The 17,026-nt window shown below is 72.6% G+C and carries 14 protein-coding genes; 9 read left to right on the forward strand and 5 right to left on the reverse strand.

The features are described 5' to 3' along the window. Positions 1–2 precede the first annotated feature (2 nt). Positions 3–965, reverse strand: a complete 963-nt coding sequence (locus ABD234_RS02650) for a TetR/AcrR family transcriptional regulator (protein WP_344353850.1) — start codon at positions 963–965, stop codon at positions 3–5. A 105-nt stretch (positions 966–1,070) separates the two neighbouring features. On the opposite strand from ABD234_RS02650, the gene ABD234_RS02655 reads away from it, so the two are divergent. After that, positions 1,071–1,940: an ABC transporter ATP-binding protein gene (locus tag ABD234_RS02655; RefSeq protein ID WP_038369992.1), complete on the forward strand. Its 870-nt coding sequence runs from the start codon at positions 1,071–1,073 to the stop codon at positions 1,938–1,940. Further along, the gene (locus ABD234_RS02660; RefSeq protein WP_344353855.1) at positions 1,937–2,719 is read left to right on the forward strand and encodes an ABC transporter permease; all 783 of its coding nucleotides are present in this window, start codon (positions 1,937–1,939) and stop codon (positions 2,717–2,719) included. Before ABD234_RS02655 ends, ABD234_RS02660 begins: the two co-directional genes overlap by 4 nt. 66 nt (positions 2,720–2,785) lie before the next feature. Here the strand turns inward: ABD234_RS02660 and ilvC are convergent, their stop codons facing one another. The 3 genes from ilvC to ABD234_RS02675 form a co-directional block, all read right to left on the reverse strand. Beyond that, positions 2,786–3,817: a ketol-acid reductoisomerase gene (ilvC, locus tag ABD234_RS02665; RefSeq protein ID WP_038369989.1), complete on the reverse strand. Its 1,032-nt coding sequence runs from the start codon at positions 3,815–3,817 to the stop codon at positions 2,786–2,788. 126 nt (positions 3,818–3,943) lie between these two features. Further along, positions 3,944–4,477, reverse strand: a complete 534-nt coding sequence (gene ilvN / locus ABD234_RS02670) for an acetolactate synthase small subunit (protein WP_051486339.1) — start codon at positions 4,475–4,477, stop codon at positions 3,944–3,946. A gap of 2 nt (positions 4,478–4,479) precedes the next feature. Beyond that, entirely contained in the window at positions 4,480–6,243 is a 1,764-nt protein-coding gene (locus tag ABD234_RS02675; RefSeq protein ID WP_038369988.1) for an acetolactate synthase large subunit, read from the reverse strand. Positions 6,244–6,562: 319 nt separating this feature from the next. On the opposite strand from ABD234_RS02675, the gene ABD234_RS02680 reads away from it, so the two are divergent. From ABD234_RS02680 to ABD234_RS02710, 7 genes are all read left to right on the forward strand, one after another. After that, entirely contained in the window at positions 6,563–8,299 is a 1,737-nt protein-coding gene (locus tag ABD234_RS02680; RefSeq protein WP_038369987.1) for a nitrite/sulfite reductase, read from the forward strand. Beyond that, entirely contained in the window at positions 8,296–9,138 is an 843-nt protein-coding gene (locus ABD234_RS02685) for a phosphoadenylyl-sulfate reductase (protein WP_038369986.1), read from the forward strand. The genes ABD234_RS02680 and ABD234_RS02685 overlap by 4 nt, the downstream gene beginning before the upstream one ends. After that, complete coding sequence (cysD, locus tag ABD234_RS02690; RefSeq protein WP_344353866.1) at positions 9,135–10,064, forward strand: sulfate adenylyltransferase subunit CysD; 930 nt, start codon at positions 9,135–9,137, stop codon at positions 10,062–10,064. Before ABD234_RS02685 ends, cysD begins: the two co-directional genes overlap by 4 nt. After that, positions 10,064–11,386, forward strand: coding sequence for a sulfate adenylyltransferase subunit 1 (locus ABD234_RS02695; protein WP_051486338.1), 1,323 nt, complete (start codon positions 10,064–10,066; stop codon positions 11,384–11,386). Before cysD ends, ABD234_RS02695 begins: the two co-directional genes overlap by 1 nt. A 1-nt stretch (position 11,387) precedes the next feature. After that, positions 11,388–12,308: a sulfite exporter TauE/SafE family protein gene (locus tag ABD234_RS02700; protein WP_344353869.1), complete on the forward strand. Its 921-nt coding sequence runs from the start codon at positions 11,388–11,390 to the stop codon at positions 12,306–12,308. A 102-nt stretch (positions 12,309–12,410) separates the two neighbouring features. Continuing rightward, positions 12,411–13,994 (forward strand): uroporphyrinogen-III C-methyltransferase, encoded by a 1,584-nt coding sequence (gene cobA / locus ABD234_RS02705; RefSeq protein WP_232226137.1) that lies wholly within the window; start codon positions 12,411–12,413, stop codon positions 13,992–13,994. A gap of 23 nt (positions 13,995–14,017) precedes the next feature. Further along, entirely contained in the window at positions 14,018–15,205 is a 1,188-nt protein-coding gene (locus ABD234_RS02710) for an epoxide hydrolase family protein (RefSeq protein ID WP_038369984.1), read from the forward strand. Here the strand turns inward: ABD234_RS02710 and ilvD are convergent. Next, positions 15,175–17,007, reverse strand: a complete 1,833-nt coding sequence (ilvD, locus tag ABD234_RS02715) for a dihydroxy-acid dehydratase (protein ID WP_038370416.1) — start codon at positions 17,005–17,007, stop codon at positions 15,175–15,177. The genes ABD234_RS02710 and ilvD overlap by 31 nt on opposite strands. Between the last annotated feature and the right edge of the window lie 19 nt (positions 17,008–17,026).

Below are 17,026 nucleotides of genomic sequence, written 5' to 3' on the forward strand. Positions count from 1 at the left end.
GGTCAGGATCCGAGACTGCTCCCGTCGGCACGGGCGGCGGCACGGGCCGCGGCCTTCGCGGCGGCGCGCGCCTCGTCCCGGGCTCGACGCGCCCGGTCCTCACGCTTCTCGAGCTCGCGGACACGGCGCTGGGTGGCCTTGCGCAGGGCGGTGACGGCGGCGAGCTCTTCCTGTGCGGCGGTGAGGCGCGCCGCGGGATCGTCGAGCGGCGCGGGCGGGTCGGCACCGGTCGAGGAGCTGTCGAGGACGGCCTCGATGCCGGGCATCAGCAGCTGCAGGGCCACGCCCAGATCGTCGTCGCCCCCGGCCTCCAGGCCCGCCTCCCCGAAGAAGAGACCCGAGTCGATGACGGCGCGGGCGTCGGGGAACCGCCCCTGGGCCACGATCTCGCGCAGCAGGCGCCGCGTGGGCTCCGCCACGGCGCCTCCGTCGCCGGAGACGTCGCGCCCCAGCGCGGCGAAGCCCCGCACCTGCACCGCGACCGCCATGAGCACGCCGAGCTTGGCCTCCGGCGGGGCGGTCAGGGTGCGCAGGGCCCGCATCCCCTGGTCCACAGCATGGACCTGGCCCGGCATGAGGAGCGTCTCCGAGGACAGGGGCAGATCCAGCGCCCAGGGATGGCGCGCGTAGCCGGCGGCGATGGTGCGGGCCCACTGCTCGAGCCCGGTGCGCCAGTCCTCGTCCTCTACCGCCCAGTCGTCCCCGACCACGGCGTCGAGCATGAGCTGGTGCAGATCGTCCTTGGAGGAGACGTAGCGGTACAGGGCCATCGTGGTGAACCCGAAGGTCTTCGCGACGCGCTGCATGGTCACCGCCGCGAGCCCCTCGGCATCGGCGATCGCGATCGCGGCCTCGACGATCCGCTCGTGGCTGAGCTCCCGGCGGGGCCCGCGCTGCGGCGCGGTCGCCACCCCCCAGGCCATGGCGACCAGACGGGAGACCCCGTCGTGCTGCTCCTCGGACATGCGCACAGCGTACGACATACGCAGTGGGCGTTGCGCGGCTTCTGCGTGCGATACATACTGTGTATGTCGCATACCGTGTGCGACGCAGACAGAAGGGGGACGGCCATGGACGCCGCCATCGAGATCGACGACATCTCCAAGAGCTATGCGCACCCCGTGCTGCGCGGGGTGGACCTCACCCACGAGGCCGGCGTGCTCGCGCTGCTCGGCGCGAACGGAGCCGGCAAGACGACCCTCGTGTCGATCCTCACCACCCTGGTGCGCCCGGACGGCGGACGCGCACGGATCGGCGGGGTCGACGTGCTCCGCGACCCGGCCGGGGCCCGGAGGCTGTTCGCGGTCACCGGCCAGGAGACGACGCTGGACGAGCTGCTCACGGGGCGGGAGAACCTCGTGATGATCGGCCGTCTGCTGGGCCTGGGCCGCGACGCGGGCCGACGCGCGGATGCCCTGCTCGAGCAGATGGATCTCGCATCGGCCGGTCGGCGACGGGTCGCGACCTACTCCGGCGGCATGCGCAGGCGCCTGGACCTGGCGGCCTCGCTGCTCTCGCGCCCCGCCGTGCTGTTCCTCGACGAGCCGACCACCGGGTTGGACCCGGTGAGCCGCCGCCGCGTCTGGGACGATGTGCGGGCCCTGGCCGCCGCCGGGACGACGGTGCTGCTGACCACGCAGACGCTCGACGAGGCGGAGGCCCTCGCCGACCGGATCGCGATCCTGCGCGACGGGCGGATCGTCGCCGACGGCACCGCCGCGGAGCTCACCGCCGCCGTCGGCGGGCAGCGCCTGGTGCTGCAGGACGCCACGGGAGCCGAGGTCCGCAGTGCCGACACCGACGGCACCGCGGCGTCCCTGACCCGCGCCCTGGCCCAGCTCGGCCCCGCGGATCAGGACCTGACCGTCGCCCTGCGCTCCCCCACCCTCGACGACGCCTTCCTCGCCCTCGCCCACGGCACCCCGGAGGTGGCCGCATGACCGCCCTGGACGCGCCGCGCGTGCGCGGCACCGGCCCGCTGCGCTCGGGCACCGTCCTCATCGGCCGCAGCCTGCGTCACAGCCTGCGCGACGGGGAAGGGCTGGTGATGGCCGTCGCCCTGCCGGTGATGATGCTCCTGCTGTTCACCTACGTCTTCGGCGGCGCGATCCTCGACGACGGCTACATCGACTTCGTGGTGCCCGGGGTGATCCTCACCTGCGCGGGCTTCGGCGCCTCCTCGGTGGCGGTCGCCGTGAACCGCGATCTGCACCTGGGGGCGATGCGGCGGTTCCGCACCCTGCCGATCCGCTCCTGGACCGTCCTGGTCGGACATGTGGCCGCGAGCGTGCTGCGCAACCTGCTGGCCACCGCGATCGTGATCGCGGTCGCCCTCGCGCTGGGATTCCGACCCACCGCCGGGCCCGGTCGCTGGGCGCTCGTGGTCATCCTGGTGGCCCTGTGGATCCTCGCGATCACCGCGCTGTTCGCCGGCATCGGCATGATCGCCGGCAGCCCCGAGGCCGCCAGCGGCTACGGCTTCGTGCTGCTGTTCCTGCCCTACCTCTCGAGCGCCTTCGTCCCCACGGAGACGATGCCCTCCTGGCTGCGACCGGTGGCCGAGCACCAGCCGATGGGCCCGCTCGTGGACGCCCTGCGGGCCCTGCTGATCGGCGGCGCCGTCGTCCAGCTGCTGCCCCCGATCCTGTGGAGCCTCGGTATCACCGCAGCGGCGGGCGTTCTGGTCACCCAGGTGCTGCGTCGCAGCCAGGACCGCTGAGGACGGCGCAGAGCCCCGCACCGAGCGATCTGCTCGGGGCGGGGCTCTGCGCTGCGGGGCCGGGGATCAGCGCGCGGCGCTGCCCTCGGTGTAGTCCTCGTCCACGGACTGCGCGCTCCAGGAGAACATCTTGCGCAGGTCCTTGCCGACGGTCTCGATCGGGTGCTGCGCCTCCTTCTCGCGCAGCTCCTGGAACTCGACGGCGCCGTTGTCCTGGTCGTCGATGAACCGCTTGGCGAAGGCGCCGGACTGGATGTCCGCGAGGATGGCCTTCATGTTCGCCTTGGTCTCGTCGGTGACCACGCGCGGGCCGGAGACGTAGTCGCCGAACTCGGCGGTGTCGGAGATCGACCAGCGCTGCTTGGCGATGCCGCCCTCCCACATGAGGTCGACGATGAGCTTGAGCTCGTGCAGCACCTCGAAGTAGGCGATCTCCGGCTGGTAGCCGGCCTCGCTGAGGGTCTCGAAGCCGGCCTGCACCAGGTGGCTCATGCCGCCGCACAGCACGGCCTGCTCGCCGAAGAGGTCGGTCTCGGTCTCCTCGGTGAAGGTGGTCTTGATGACGCCGGCGCGGGTGCCGCCGATGCCCTTGGCGTAGGACAGGGCCACGTCCCAGGCCTGGCCGGTGGCGTCCTGCTCGACGGCGACGATGTCCGGGATGCCGCGGCCGGCGACGAACTCGCGGCGCACGGTGTGGCCAGGGGCCTTGGGCGCGATGAGCAGCACGTCGACGCCCGCGGGGACCTCGATGTAGCCGAAGCGGATGTTGAAGCCGTGGGCGAAGGCGAGCGCCTTGCCCTCGCTGAGGTGGGGGGCGATCGACTCGGCGAAGACCTTCCGCTGGTCCTGGTCCGGGGTGAGGATCATGATGAGGTCGGCCCACTCGGAGACCTCGGCGGGGGTGCCCACGCCCAGGCCCTGCTCCTCGACCTTGGCGCGGGACTTCGAGCCCTCGCGCAGGCCCACGCGCACCTCGACGCCGCTGTCGCGCAGGTTCAGCGCGTGGGCGTGGCCCTGCGAGCCGAAGCCGATGATGGCGACCTTCTTGCCCTGGATGATCGAGAGGTCGGCGTTGTCGTCGTAGAACATCTCTGCCACGGTGTGGCTCCTTCGTCTGGTCGGTGCTGGTCAGGTGCCGCAGGGCGGCACCGGCGATGGGAGGGATCCTATCGCTGTGCGTCTTACGTTCTGAGAGGACGTCTCCGGATGCGAGACGCCGCGGTGTCAGGACAGGAGGGTCCGATCGGTGATGGACCGCCCGCCGCGGGAGATCGCCACCGCGCCGGACTTCACGATCTCGCGGATGCCGAAGGGTTCCAGCATCGAGAGCATCGCGGTGATCTTGTCGTCCACGCCGGTGGCCTCGATGGTGACCGCGTCCGGGGAGGCGTCCACCACCTTCGCACGGAACATCTGGACGATCTCCAGCACGGAGGTCCGGGTGGTGTTGTCCGTGCGGACCTTCACCAGCAGCAGCTCGCGCTGGACGGACTGGCGCGGCTCGAGCTGGACGATCTTGAGCACGTTGACGAGCTTGTTGAGCTGCTTGGTGATCTGCTCGAGCGGGTGCTCGGCGACGTCCACGACGACCGTGATCCGGGAGATCTCGGGGTGCTCGGTCGGCCCGACCGCGAGGGAGGCGATGTTGTACCCGCGCCGCGCGAAGAGGGCCGAGACGCGCATGAGCACGCCGGGCTTGTTCTCGACGAGCACCGAGAGGGTCTGGGTGGTCTCGGGGTTGGTGGTGCTGTGGTCCATGGTCAGATGTCCCTCTCCCACTCGGGGCTCATGCCCTGGGCGATCTGGATCTCGTCGTTGGAGACGCCGGCGGGCACCATCGGCCACACCATCGCGTCGGCGCTGACCGTGAAGTCCACGACCACGGGGCGGTCGTCGATCTCCATGGCGGCCTCGATCGTCGCATCGATGTCCTCGTCGCGCTCGCAGCGCAGCCCCGCGCAGCCGTAGGCGTCCGCGAGCTTGACGAAGTCGGGCACCCGCACGGTGCCGTGACCGGTGTTGAGGTCGGTGTTCGAGTAGCGCTTGTCGTAGAACAGGTTCTGCCACTGGCGCACCATGCCGAGGCTCGAGTTGTTGATGACCGCGACCTTGATCGGGATGTTGTTGATGACGCAGGTAGCGAGCTCCTGGTTGGTCATCTGGAAGCATCCGTCGCCGTCGATCGCCCACACCGTCTTCCCGGGCTGTCCGACCTGCGCGCCCATGGCGGCGGGCACGGAGTAGCCCATCGTGCCCAGTCCCCCGGAGTTGATCCAGGTGAAGGGGTTCTCGAAGCGCAGGAACTGGCTGGACCACATCTGGTGCTGGCCGACGCCGGCGACGAAGATCGACTCCGGGCCGGAGATCTCGCCGATCCGGGAGATCACGTGCTGGGGGGCGGAGTGGCCGTCGGCCGTGGCCGTCCAGCCCAGCGGGTACGTGTCCCGCAGCATCCGCAGCGTGCTCCACCAGGCCTCGTAGTCGCGCGGATCGGACTCGGCCTCGGCCAGGCGGGCGCGCACCTCGGCGGCGAGCGAGGCGGCGACCTCGCGGGCCTCGCCGACGATCGGCACATCGGCCTCGATGTTCTTGGAGATCTCCGCCGGGTCCACGTCGGCGTGGACGATCTTCGCGCCGGGCGCGAAGGAGTCCAGCCGGCCGGTGACCCGGTCGTCGAAGCGGGCGCCGATGGCCACGATGAGGTCCGCGCGCTGCAGCGCGGAGACCGCGGAGACGGTGCCGTGCATGCCGGGCATCCCCAGGTGGGAGGGGTGCGAGTCGGGCAGGGCGCCGCGGGCCATGAGGGTGGTGACGAAGGGGGCGCCGGAGACGTCCACCAGCTCGGCGACCTCCTGGGAGGCCCGCCCGCGCAGCACGCCGCCGCCGAGGAGGAACACGGGGCGCTTCGCCTCGAGCAGCATCTGCGCCGCCTCGCGGATCTGCTTGTGGTGGGGCGAGGGCGCCGGGCGGTAGCCGGGCAGGTCCAGGCCCTCGGGCCAGGAGAACTCCGTCATCGCCTGCTGGGCGTCCTTGGTGACGTCCACGAGCACGGCGCCGGGCCGGCCGGTGGAGGCGATGTGGAAGGCCTGCTTGATCACGGAGGGGATCTCCGCGGCGTCGCGCACGAGGAAGTTGTGCTTCGTCACCGGCATCGTCATGCCGACGATGTCCGCCTCCTGGAAGGCGTCGGTGCCGATGAAGGTCGAGCCGACCTGGCCGGTGATCGCGACCATCGGGATGGAGTCCATCTGCGCGTCGGCGATCGCGGTGATGAGGTTGGTCGCGCCCGGGCCCGAGGTGGCCAGGCACACGCCGACCTTGCCGGTCGCGTGGGCGTAGCCGCTGGCGGCGTGCCCGGCGCCCTGCTCGTGGCGCACCAGGATGTGACGGAGCTTCTTGGCGTCCATCAGCGGGTCGTAGGTGGGCAGGATCGCGCCGCCGGGAAGGCCGAAGACGACCTCGGCCCCAGCATGCTCGAGGGACTCGACCAGCGACTGCGCGCCGGTCATCTGCTGTCCGGTCATCGGAACTCCTTCGTCGTCTCGGGACGGGGTGCATGGGCGGCCGTGCCCGGGAGCCCCTCCGTCCCGCGCCCGGATTCGGACACGAAAAAGCCCCTCGGCCTGGGGCTCCTGAGGGGCGCGCGGATGACGAGCTCGAAGTACCGAGAGGGCGTCAGCCGCGCTCGGGAACTACGAGGAGGATCATCTGCATGCCGCAACCATACGGCGGCCGCCCCGTGCCGCACCGTCCGTCCGGATCGCGAGACGCACATCGCATCCGTGTTCACGCAGGGACATAACGACTTGTGCCCCAGGCACATAACGCCGCATTATGGCCAGCATGGTCGACACCGCCCCATCGACGAACCCGTCCGCCGACGTCCCCGCGCCGCCCCGCGTCCGCCCTTCCCGCTCCGGGAAGCCGCAGGGCCAGTGGCTCGTGGACGGCACCGATCCGCTCAACCACAACGAGGAGTTCAAGGCCGAGGACAACGGCCTGAACGTGCGCGAGCGCATCGAGAAGATCTACTCCCGCGAGGGATTCGACTCCATCTCCGGGGACGACCTGCACGGTCGCTTCCGCTGGTGGGGCCTGTACACCCAGCGCCGCCCTGGCATCGACGGAGGGCGCACCGCGCAGCTCGAGCCGCACGAGCTCGAGGACCGCTACTTCATGCTCCGCGTGCGCAGCGACGGCGAGCTGCTGTCCGCCCGCGCCCTGCGCGTCCTGGGAGGCATCTCCACCGACTTCGGCCGCGGCAGCGCGGACATCACCGATCGCCAGAACATCCAGTACCACTGGATCCGGGTCGAGGACGTCCCCGCCATCTGGGACCGCCTGGACACCGTGGGCCTGTCCACGACCACCGCCTGCGGCGACACGCCCCGCGGCTTCCTCGGCAGCCCCGTCGCCGGCGTCGCCGCCGACGAGATCATCGACCCCACCCCGGTGATCGCGGAGATCAAGCGCCGCTACATCGGCGATCCGGAGCTGGCGAACCTGCCCCGCAAGTTCAAGACCGCGATCACCGGCCACCCGAGCCTGGACGTCGTCCACGAGATCAACGACATCTCCCTGGTCGGCGTCGTCCACCCCGAGCTCGGCCCCGGCTACGACCTGTGGGTCGGCGGCGCGCTGTCGACCACCCCGCGCCTCGGCGAGCGCCTGGGCGCCTTCGTCCGGGAGGACCAGGCCGCCGACGTCTGGCACGGCGTGGTGCGGATCTTCCGCGACTACGGCTTCCGCCGCCTGCGCAACAAGGCCCGTCTGAAGTTCCTGCTGGAGGCCTGGGGCACCGAGAAGTTCCGCGAGGTGCTGGAGACCGAGTACCTCGGCTACGCCCTGGCCGACGGGCCGGCGCCGGAGCGCTCCTCCTCCCCGGGCGACCACGTCGGGGTGCACCTGCAGAAGGACGGCCGCTCGTACATCGGCGCCTCCCCCACCGTCGGCCGCGTCGGCGGCGGGCTGCTGACCCGCCTGGGCGACCTCGTCGAGGAGCTCGGCGCGGACGGCGTGCGCCTGACCGCCCACCAGAAGCTCGTGCTCCTGGGCGTACCCGCGGACCGCGTCGAGGACGCCGTCGCCGGCCTCGAGGAGCTGGGGCTGTCCACCCGGCCCGGCCCGTTCCGCCGCTCGACCATCGCCTGCACCGGCATCGAGTACTGCAAGCTGGCCATCGTGGACACCAAGGACACCGCGGCCCGCGTGATCGACCGCCTCGAGGAGCGCCTGGCGGACCTCACCCCGCAGCTGGACCAGCCGCTGAGCCTCCACGTCAACGGCTGCCCCAACTCCTGCGCCCGGATCCAGACCGCGGACATCGGCTTCAAGGGCCAGATCGTCACCACCGACGACGGCCAGCAGGTCCCCGGCTTCCAGGTCCACCTGGGCGGATCCCTCGCCTCGACCGACACGGAGGAGGCGCAGCTGGGACGCACCCTGCGGCGCCACAAGGTCACCGCGACCGACCTTCCGGACTACATCGAGCGCGTTGTGCGACGCTTCGTGGAGAAGCGAGAGCCGGCGGAGTCGTTCGCCGCCTGGACGCACCGCGCCGATGAGGAGGATCTGCGATGACCACCGAGCCGACGACCGAGACCCCCGAGGAGCGCACGGCCCGCCTGCGCGCCCTCGCCGAGGACGCCTCCGCGCGCTTCGCGCGCCTGGAGGACGAGCTGGACCCCGAGGAGCTGGCCCTGGCCGTCTCCGCCTGGGCTGCCGAGACCTTCGGATCCTCCCTCGCGGTGGCCTGCTCGATGGCCGACGCCGTGCTCCCCCACGTCGTCTCCCGTCGCGCCCCCGGCGTGGACGTGCTGTTCCTGGAGACCGGCTACCACTTCCCGGAGACCCTCGCCACCCGCCACCGGGTCGCGAAGGAGCTGGACGTGAACGTCGTGGACGTGATGCCCGAGCGCACCGTCGCCGAGCAGGACGCCGCCTTCGGGGCCCGCCTGCACGCCCGCGACGCGGCCGCCTGCTGCGCCATGCGCAAGGTGGACCCGCTGCGCAAGGCCCTGTCCGGCTACGACGCCTGGGTGACCGGCGTGCGCCGCGAGGAGGCGCCCACCCGCGCCAACGCCCCGCTCGTCACCTACGACGAAGCCTTCGGCCTGGTGAAGATCAACCCGCTGGTGCTGTGGTCGTTCGAGCGCCTGATGGCGTACTCGCGCGAGCACGCGCTGCCGGAGAACCCGCTCATCCACCAGGGCTACCCGAGCATCGGCTGCGCGCCCTGCACGCGGCCCGTCGCCCCCGGCGAGGACCCGCGCGCGGGCCGCTGGGCCGGCTCGGCCAAGACCGAGTGCGGCCTCCACCCGGGGGACTCCCCCGCCCAGACAGCCACCCCGGCGAGCGGCGCCGCCCCCATCGCCGCGCTCTCCCTCGTCTCCGTGACCCCCGACCAGGAGGACCGATGACCGCGACCGCCCAGCACCCGGGCGTCTCCACGGAGCACGCCTCGCTCCTCGACGCCCTCGAGAGCGAGGCCATCCACATCATCCGCGATGTGGTGGCCGAGCTCGAGCGGCCCGTGATGCTCTTCTCCGGCGGCAAGGACTCCGTGGTGATGCTGCATCTGGCGGCCAAGGCCCTGTGGCCCGCCCCCGTCCCCTTCCCCGTCCTCCACGTCGACACGGGCCACAACTTCCCGGAGGTGCTCGAGTTCCGGGACCGGACCGTCGAGAAGCTCAGGATCGAGCTGGTGGTCGCCTCCGTGCAGGACTACATCGACGACGGCCGGCTCCAGGAGCGGGCCGACGGCACCCGCAACCCGCTGCAGACCGTCCCGCTGCTGGACGCCATCGAGGCCGGGCGCTTCGACGCCGTCTTCGGCGGCGGCCGCCGCGACGAGGACAAGGCCCGGGCCAAGGAGCGCATCTTCAGCCTGCGCAACGCCTTCGGCCACTGGGACCCCAAGAACCAGCGCCCCGAGCTGTGGCACCTGTACAACACGCGCCACCGCCCCGGGGAGCACGTGCGGGTCTTCCCGCTGTCGAACTGGACCGAGCTGGACGTGTGGCGCTACATCGCCCGGGAGGGCATCGAGCTGCCGCCGCTGTACTACGCGCACCAGCGCGAGGTCATCGAGCGCGACGGCATGCTGCTGCACCCCGGCGAGCACGTCGAGGTGCGCGAGGGCGAGGTCCCGCAGATCCGCTCGGTGCGCTACCGCACCGTCGGGGACATGTCCTGCACCGGAGCCGTCCTCTCGGACGCGGCCGATGTCCAGGCCGTGATCGCCGAGGTCGCCGCCACCACCGTCACCGAGCGCGGGGCCACCCGCGCCGATGACCGCCTCTCCGAGGCCGCCATGGAGGACCGCAAGAAGGAGGGCTACTTCTGATGACCACCGCCGACATCCTCCCGGGTCGCCTCGAGGACCGTCCCGCCCGCACCTCGACCCTGCTGCGCCTGGCCACGGCCGGCAGCGTCGACGACGGCAAGTCCACGCTCATCGGCCGCCTGCTGCACGACACCAAGTCCGTGCTGGCCGATCAGCTCGCCTCCGTCGAGGCCGCCAGCCGCAAGCGCGGCTGGAAGGGCGAGCTCGCCGATCTGGCGCTGCTCACCGACGGCCTGCGCGCCGAGCGCGAGCAGGGCATCACCATCGACGTCGCCTACCGCTACTTCGCGACGGCCGACCGCTCCTACGTCCTGGCGGACACGCCGGGCCACGTGCAGTACACCCGCAACACCGTCACCGGCGCCTCCACGGCCGATGTCGTGGTCGTGCTGGTGGACGCCCGCAACGGCGTGGTCGAGCAGACCCGTCGCCACCTGGCCATCGCGGCGCTGCTGCGGGTCCCGCACGTGGTCGTCGCGCTGAACAAGATCGACCTCGTCGAGCAGCCGGAGGCCGTGCATGCGCAGGTCCTCCGCGACCTCGAGGCCGTGGGCGAGGCCACCGGCCTGCGCGACCTGCACGTCGTGCCGGTCTCGGCGCTGCTGGGCGACAACGTGGTCACGCCGTCCGAGCGGACCCCGTGGTACTCGGGCCCCACCCTGCTGGAGCTGCTGGAGACCCTGGAGCCGTCCGAGGACCTCCTCGAGGGCCCCTTCCGCATGCCCGTGCAGCTGGTCATCCGGCCGCAGCAGGGCGCCGTGGACCCGCTGCTGGTGGACTACCGCGGCTACGCCGGGATGATCGCCTCGGGCGCCGTCTCGGTCGGCGACGAGGTGAGCGTGGCCTCCTCCGGCATGCGCAGCACCGTGGTCGGCATCGACCGCGCCGGCACCAGCGTCGACCGCGCCGAGGCCGGGCTCTCGGTCACGCTGCGCCTGGCCGACGAGCTGGACATCTCCCGCGGCGACCTGCTCGCCGGGGGCGACGCCCCGCGGGAGACCGACCAGTCCTCCGCGGTGCTGTGCTGGCTCTCCCCCCAGGCCCTGCGCCCCGGTGCACGGCTGCTGGTCAAGCACGGCACCCGGACGGTGCAGGCCCGGGCGCTGGGCATCCGCGAGCGCCTGGACGTCTCCTCCCTGACGGTGGAGCCGGCGGAGATCGCCGAGCTCAACGACCTGGTGCAGGTGGATCTCGCCTTCGCGCAGCCCCTGCCGCTGGAGCCGTACGGACTCACCCGCGAGGGCGGCTCCTTCATCGTCATCGATCCGCACGACGGCACCACCCTGGCCGCCGGCATGGTCGGCGCCGAGCTGCGAGCCTGAGGTGCCCCTGGAGCTGCTGCTGACCGGCCTGGCCGGTCTGCTGGCGCAGACGGTCGACGGCGCCCTGGGGATGGGCTTCGGCATCACCTCCGCCTCGCTGCTGCTGGCCACGGGCATGGCTCCGGCGCTGGTCAGCGCCTCGGTCAAGGTCGCACAGCTCGGCACGACCCTGGCCTCCGGGGCGAGCCACTGGCGGGCTGGGAACGTGGACCCGCGCATCGTGCTGCGCCTGGCCGTCCCCGGCGGGATCGGGGCGCTGACGGGCGCGCTGCTGCTGTCGTACCTGTCGACCGCGGCGGCCGCGCCCGTCATGTCCCTGCTGCTGCTGGTGCTCGGCGTCCTGGTGATCATCCGCTTCGTGCGGCGCCGTGCGGCGGCCGCCTCGGAGGCCGCCGCCGCGCCCCGCTCCCGCCTGCTGGTGCCGCTGGGCATGGTGGGCGGGCTGGTGGACGCCACCGGCGGGGGCGGCTGGGGCCCGGTGGTCACCTCCACCCTCCTCACCACCGGCGCCGCCGCGCCGCGGCGCGTGATCGGCTCGGTGTGCACGGCGGAGTTCGTCGTCACCGCGAGCGCGAGCATCGGCTTCGTGCTGGGGCTGGGCGTCGGCGGGTTCCCGCTGGGCATGATCCTCGCCCTGATGGCCGGCGGCGTGATCGCCGCGCCCTTCGCCGCACGCCTGGCCGGGCGCCTGCCCGCACCGGTCCTCGGCGTGTGCGTCGGCACCCTGATCATCTCCCTGAACGCCGGGACCGTGCTCGCCGCGGCCGGGCTGCCCGGCGGCGCCGCCGCCCTGGCGCACGCCGGGATCGTCATCGCCTGCCTGGGCGTGCTGGCCCGCACCGTCCTGCGCCACCGGCGCGCGGCGCGGTCGCCCGAGAGCGCGCCCGCCGCCCCCGCCCCGGTGCCGGCCGAGATCGCCTGACCCAGGTCACGATCAGGGTCCTCCCCCTGATCCGGGGCGCGGCCGAGCGCCGAGCCCGGATACTGTTCCCCCACCCGGCCCCCGACCCCTGCGAGGACACCCGTGACCGCATCGCCCCGCCCCGACGCCCTCGACCCGCTGGACCCCGCCGCCCTCAGCGGCGCCCGCCTCGGGGACGGCGAGGTCGCCCTCGTCGGCGGCGGGCCGGGCGCCCTGGACCTCATCACCGTGCGCGGCCTCGCCCTGCTGCGCCAGGCCGATGTCGTCGTGGTCGACCGTCTCGGGCCGCGGGACCTCGCCGACATGCTGGGAGAGGGCGTCGAGGTGATCGAGGTCGGCAAGGCCCCCGGCCGCCATTCGCTGCCGCAGCGGGCCATCGGCGAGCTGCTGGTGCGCACGGCATCGGCCGGGCACCGCGTGGTGCGCCTCAAGGGCGGGGACCCCTTCGTGCTGGGCCGCGGAGGCGAGGAGGTCCTCGCCTGCCGCGCGGCCGGGATCCCGGTGCAGGTCGTGCCCGGGGTGACCTCGGCGATCGCCGGCCCCGCCGCCGGGGACGTGCCCCTGACGCATCGCGGCACCGCCGTCGCCGCCCACATCGTCAACGCCCACGGGGACCTGGGACCCGCCGATCTCGCCGCCCTGGCGGACCCGGGCACCACCACCGTGCTCATGATGGGCGTCGAGTGGCTGCCCCGGCTCGTGTCGCAGGCGCTGCTGAGCGGCATCGACCCGCACACCCCGGTCGCCATCGTGCAGGAGGCGACGCTGCCCGGCCAGCGCGAGGCCCGCGGGACCCTCGGCACCATCGTCGAGGTCGCCCGCCGCGAGGGCATCGCCTCCCCCGCCGTGATCGTGGTGGGCCGCACCGCGGCGGCCGGCTTCCTCGCACCCCACGAGGAACCCGGGCCGTCGCACGGCTCGGGCCGCGAGGCGGTCGAGCCCGGGCCCGCCGCCCCCGGCGCGCCCGAGGTCCCGAGCGCCCCCTATCTCATCGCCTGCGCGCACGGCACCCGCTCCCGGGAAGGACGCGACGTGGTGCGCGCGCTCATGATGCGGGTGCGCGAGCAGCTGCCGGACGTCCCCCTGCGCGAGGCCTACGTGGACGTGCAGTCGCCCGACCTCGTGGACGTCGTGCGCTCCCTCGCCCCGCCGCGCGGCGAGATCCGCACCCGGGAGTCCGAGGGCATCGCCGCCGCGGTGGTGGTGCCGCTGCTGCTGTCCACCGGGATCCACGTGGGCCATGACATCGCCGACGCCGTCGCCGGCCGCGATGCGGTCGCCGCCGCGCCGATGGGCCCGGACCGGCGCCTCGCCGAGGTGATGGGCCAGCGCCTGCAGGAGGCGGGGGCCCGCGCCGGGGACGCCGTGGTGATGGCCGCGGCCGGCACCCGCGACCCGGCCGGCCAGGCGATGGCCGAGGAGATGGCCGCGCTGCTCTCCGAGCACCTCGAGCGGCCGGTGACCCTCGCCCACATCGCCGCGGCGAGCCCCTCGGTCCCCGAGGCCGTGGCCGCCGCCAGGGCGGAGGGCCGCCGCGTCGCGCTCGCGAACTACCTCCTGGCCCCCGGCTACTTCCACGGACTGCTCGAGCACGCCGGGGCCGATGTCCTGGCCGGCCCCCTGGGCGATCATCCGCTGGTGGCCGAGGTCGTCGTGGACCGCTACCAGGCGGTGCTCGGAGCCTGACGCGCCGGGTACGGTCGAGTGCCATGGACGCCGCCGTGCACCCCTTCTCCTTCCGCGCCCCCGAGGCGGACCTCGAGGACCTGCGCTCCCGGCTCGCCGCAGCGCGTCTGCCCGAGCCCGAGACGGTGGCCGGTGCCCCGCCCGGACCGGGACGCTGGAGCCAGGGAGTCCCCCTCGCCGATCTCACCGCCCTGGTCGAGCATTGGCGCACCGGCTACGACTGGCGGGCCTTCGAGGACCGCCTGGACCGGATCGGCCAGTTCCGCACGATCATCGACGGCCTGGGGATCCACGTCCTGCACCGCCGGTCATCCCATGCGGACGCCGTGCCGCTGATCCTGACCCACGGCTGGCCGGGCAGCATCGCGGAGTTCGCGCACCTCGTGGAGGAGCTGGCGCAGCCCCGCGATCCGGACGCCCCGGCCTTCCATGTCGTCGTCCCGTCGCTGCCGGGCTTCGGCTTCAGCGACCGGCCCGCCGCCCCGGGCTGGGGGACGGAGAGGATCGCCGCGGCCTGGGTCGAGCTGATGGGCCGCCTCGGCTACGACCGCTTCCTCGCCCATGGCGGCGACTGGGGCGGGAACATCACCACGGTTCTGGCCGGGCGGTTCCCCGAGCATGTCCTGGGCATCCACACCACCTTCGCCGACGCCCCGCCCGGGCTGTCCCTCGACGGGCTGACGCGCGAGGAGCGGGACTGGGCGCAGCAGACCCGGGACTTCTACCGTGGTCCGCGGGGCGCGTACGCGAAGCAGCAGGCGGCCCGTCCTCAGACCATCGGATATGCGCTCGTGGACTCGCCGGTGGGTCTGCTCGCCTGGCTCCTCGATAAATTCGCCGAATGGTCCGACACCCACGACAGCCCGTTCGAGACGATGTCTCGCGACCGTCTCCTGGACGACGTGACCCTGTACTGGCTGACGCGCACCGGCGCATCGGCCGCACGCATCTACGCCGAGAGCCACAGCGCGATGGACCCGGAGCTGCGCGTGCACGTCCCGGCCGCGATCACGATGTACCCGGCAGACATCGAGAAGTGCCCCCGGCCGTGGGCGGAGGTGCGCTGCCGGAGGATCGTCCGCTGGTGCACGCCCGAGGCCGGAGGGCACTTCCCCTCGCTCGAGGTTCCCGAGCACTTCGTCTCGGACCTCCGGGAGGGCCTTGCGGCGGTGCTGGCCGCTCAGTCCAGCGGCCGGCGGGTGGCGCCGTAGGTCGCCGAGCGCACCAGATGGGCGTAGACCTTCAGCGCCTGGCTGACCTGGCGCTCGCGGTTCTTCGGACGCCAGGGCAGGGGTCCCCGGGCCGCGCGGCGGCGGTCCAGCTCCTCCTGCGGCACGTCCAGCTGGAGCAGGCGCTTGTCGACGTCGAGGATGATGCGGTCCCCGTCCTCGACGAGGCCGATGGTGCCGCCCTCGGAGGCCTCCGGGGAGATGTGGCCGATGGACACGCCGCTGGTGCCGCCGGAGAAGCGGCCGTCGGTGATGAGGGCGCACGCCTTGCCCAGGCCCCGCCCCTTGAGGAAGGACGTCGGGTAGAGCATCTCCTGCATGCCGGGGCCGCCCTGGGGGCCCTCGAAGCGGATCACGACGATGTCCCCCGCCTTGACGGTCTTGTCGAGGATCTTCTGGACCGCCTCCTCCTGGGACTCGCAGACCACGGCGGTGCCCTCGAAGTGGAACAGGTCCTCGGTGATGCCGGCGGTCTTGATGATCGCGCCGTCCTCGGCGAGGTTGCCCTTGAGCACGCACAGCCCGCCGTCCTTGGTGAAGGCGTTCGGGACCGAGCGGATCACGCCGTTCTCGCCGTCGACGTCCAGCTCCTCCCACATGTTCGTGGTCGAGAACGCCTGCGTGGTGCGCACGCCGCCGGGGGCCGCGTGGAAGAAGGCGCGGGCCTCCTTCGTGACGCTGCCGCCGCGGATGTCCCAGTCGGCGAGCCAGCTCTGCAGGTCCGGGGAGTGCACGGAGTGGACGGAGTGGTCCAGCAGACCGGCGCGGTCCAGCTCGCCGAGGATGGCGGGGATGCCTCCGGCGCGGTGGACGTCCTCGATGTGGGCGGTGCCGTTGGGCGCGACCTTGGACAGGCACGGCACCGAGCGGGAGAGCCGGTCGATGTCCTCCAGGCCGAAGTCGATCTCGCCCTCGATGGCGGCGGCGAGGATGTGCAGCACCGTGTTGGTGGAGCCGCCCATGGCGACGTCCAGGCTCATGGCGTTGGTGAACGCGGCCTTGGTGGCGATGTTGCGCGGCAGCACGGACTCGTCGTCCTCGCCGTAGTAGCGCCGGCACATCTCGACGATGGTGCGGCCCGCGCGCAGGAACAGCTCCTTGCGCAGGGCGTGGGTGGCCAGCGTCGTGCCGTTGCCCGGCAGGGACAGGCCCAGCGCCTCGGTGAGGCAGTTCATGGAGTTCGCGGTGAACATGCCCGAGCAGGAGCCGCAGGTCGGGCAGGCGTTGTCCTCGATCTCGGCGAGCTGGGCGTCGGTGACCGAGTCGTCCACCGACAGGGCGATCGCGTCCACGAGGTCCAGGCGGTGGTCGACCACGCCCTCGACGGGCTTGCCGGACTCCATCGGCCCGCCCGAGACGAAGATGACCGGGATGTTCAGGCGCATGCCGGCCATGAGCATGCCGGGGGTGATCTTGTCGCAGTTGGAGATGCACACGATCGCATCGGCGCAGTGGGCGTTGACCATGTACTCCACGCTGTCGGCGATGACATCGCGGCTGGGCAGCGAGTAGAGCATGCCGCCGTGGCCCATGGCGATCCCGTCGTCCACGGCGATGGTGTTGAACTCGCGGGCGATGCCGCCCGCCTCCTTCACCGCTCCGGCGACGAGGTCGCCCATGTTCTTGAGGTGGACGTGGCCGGGGACGAACTGGGTGTACGAGTTGGCGATCGCGATGATCGGCTTCCCGAAGTCCGAGGTCTCCATGCCGGTGGCGCGCCACAGGGCGCGGGCGCCGGCCATGTTGCGGCCGTGGGTCGAGGTGCGGGAGCGAAGCTGGGGCATGGTGACCATTAGGCCACGC

Source organism: Brachybacterium phenoliresistens, from assembly GCF_039530785.1.
Classification (GTDB): Bacteria; Actinomycetota; Actinomycetes; order Actinomycetales; family Dermabacteraceae; genus Brachybacterium; species Brachybacterium phenoliresistens.

Bases quoted from the DNA above. Each gene is read 5' to 3' on its own strand.
- ABD234_RS02685 (WP_038369986.1), top strand. From the start codon at position 8,296: ATGACCACCGAGCCGACGACCGAGACCCCCGAGGAGCGCACGGCCCGC.
- ilvD (WP_038370416.1), bottom strand. From the start codon at position 17,007: ATGCCCCAGCTTCGCTCCCGCACCTCGACCCACGGCCGCAACATGGCC.
- ABD234_RS02660 (WP_344353855.1), top strand. From the start codon at position 1,937: ATGACCGCCCTGGACGCGCCGCGCGTGCGCGGCACCGGCCCGCTGCGC.
- ABD234_RS02695 (WP_051486338.1), top strand. From the start codon at position 10,064: ATGACCACCGCCGACATCCTCCCGGGTCGCCTCGAGGACCGTCCCGCC.
- ABD234_RS02675 (WP_038369988.1), bottom strand. From the start codon at position 6,243: ATGACCGGACAGCAGATGACCGGCGCGCAGTCGCTGGTCGAGTCCCTC.
- ilvN (WP_051486339.1), bottom strand. From the start codon at position 4,477: ATGGACCACAGCACCACCAACCCCGAGACCACCCAGACCCTCTCGGTG.
- ABD234_RS02650 (WP_344353850.1), bottom strand. From the start codon at position 965: ATGTCCGAGGAGCAGCACGACGGGGTCTCCCGTCTGGTCGCCATGGCC.
- cysD (WP_344353866.1), top strand. From the start codon at position 9,135: ATGACCGCGACCGCCCAGCACCCGGGCGTCTCCACGGAGCACGCCTCG.
- ABD234_RS02710 (WP_038369984.1), top strand. From the start codon at position 14,018: ATGGACGCCGCCGTGCACCCCTTCTCCTTCCGCGCCCCCGAGGCGGAC.
- ABD234_RS02655 (WP_038369992.1), top strand. From the start codon at position 1,071: ATGGACGCCGCCATCGAGATCGACGACATCTCCAAGAGCTATGCGCAC.
- ABD234_RS02680 (WP_038369987.1), top strand. From the start codon at position 6,563: ATGGTCGACACCGCCCCATCGACGAACCCGTCCGCCGACGTCCCCGCG.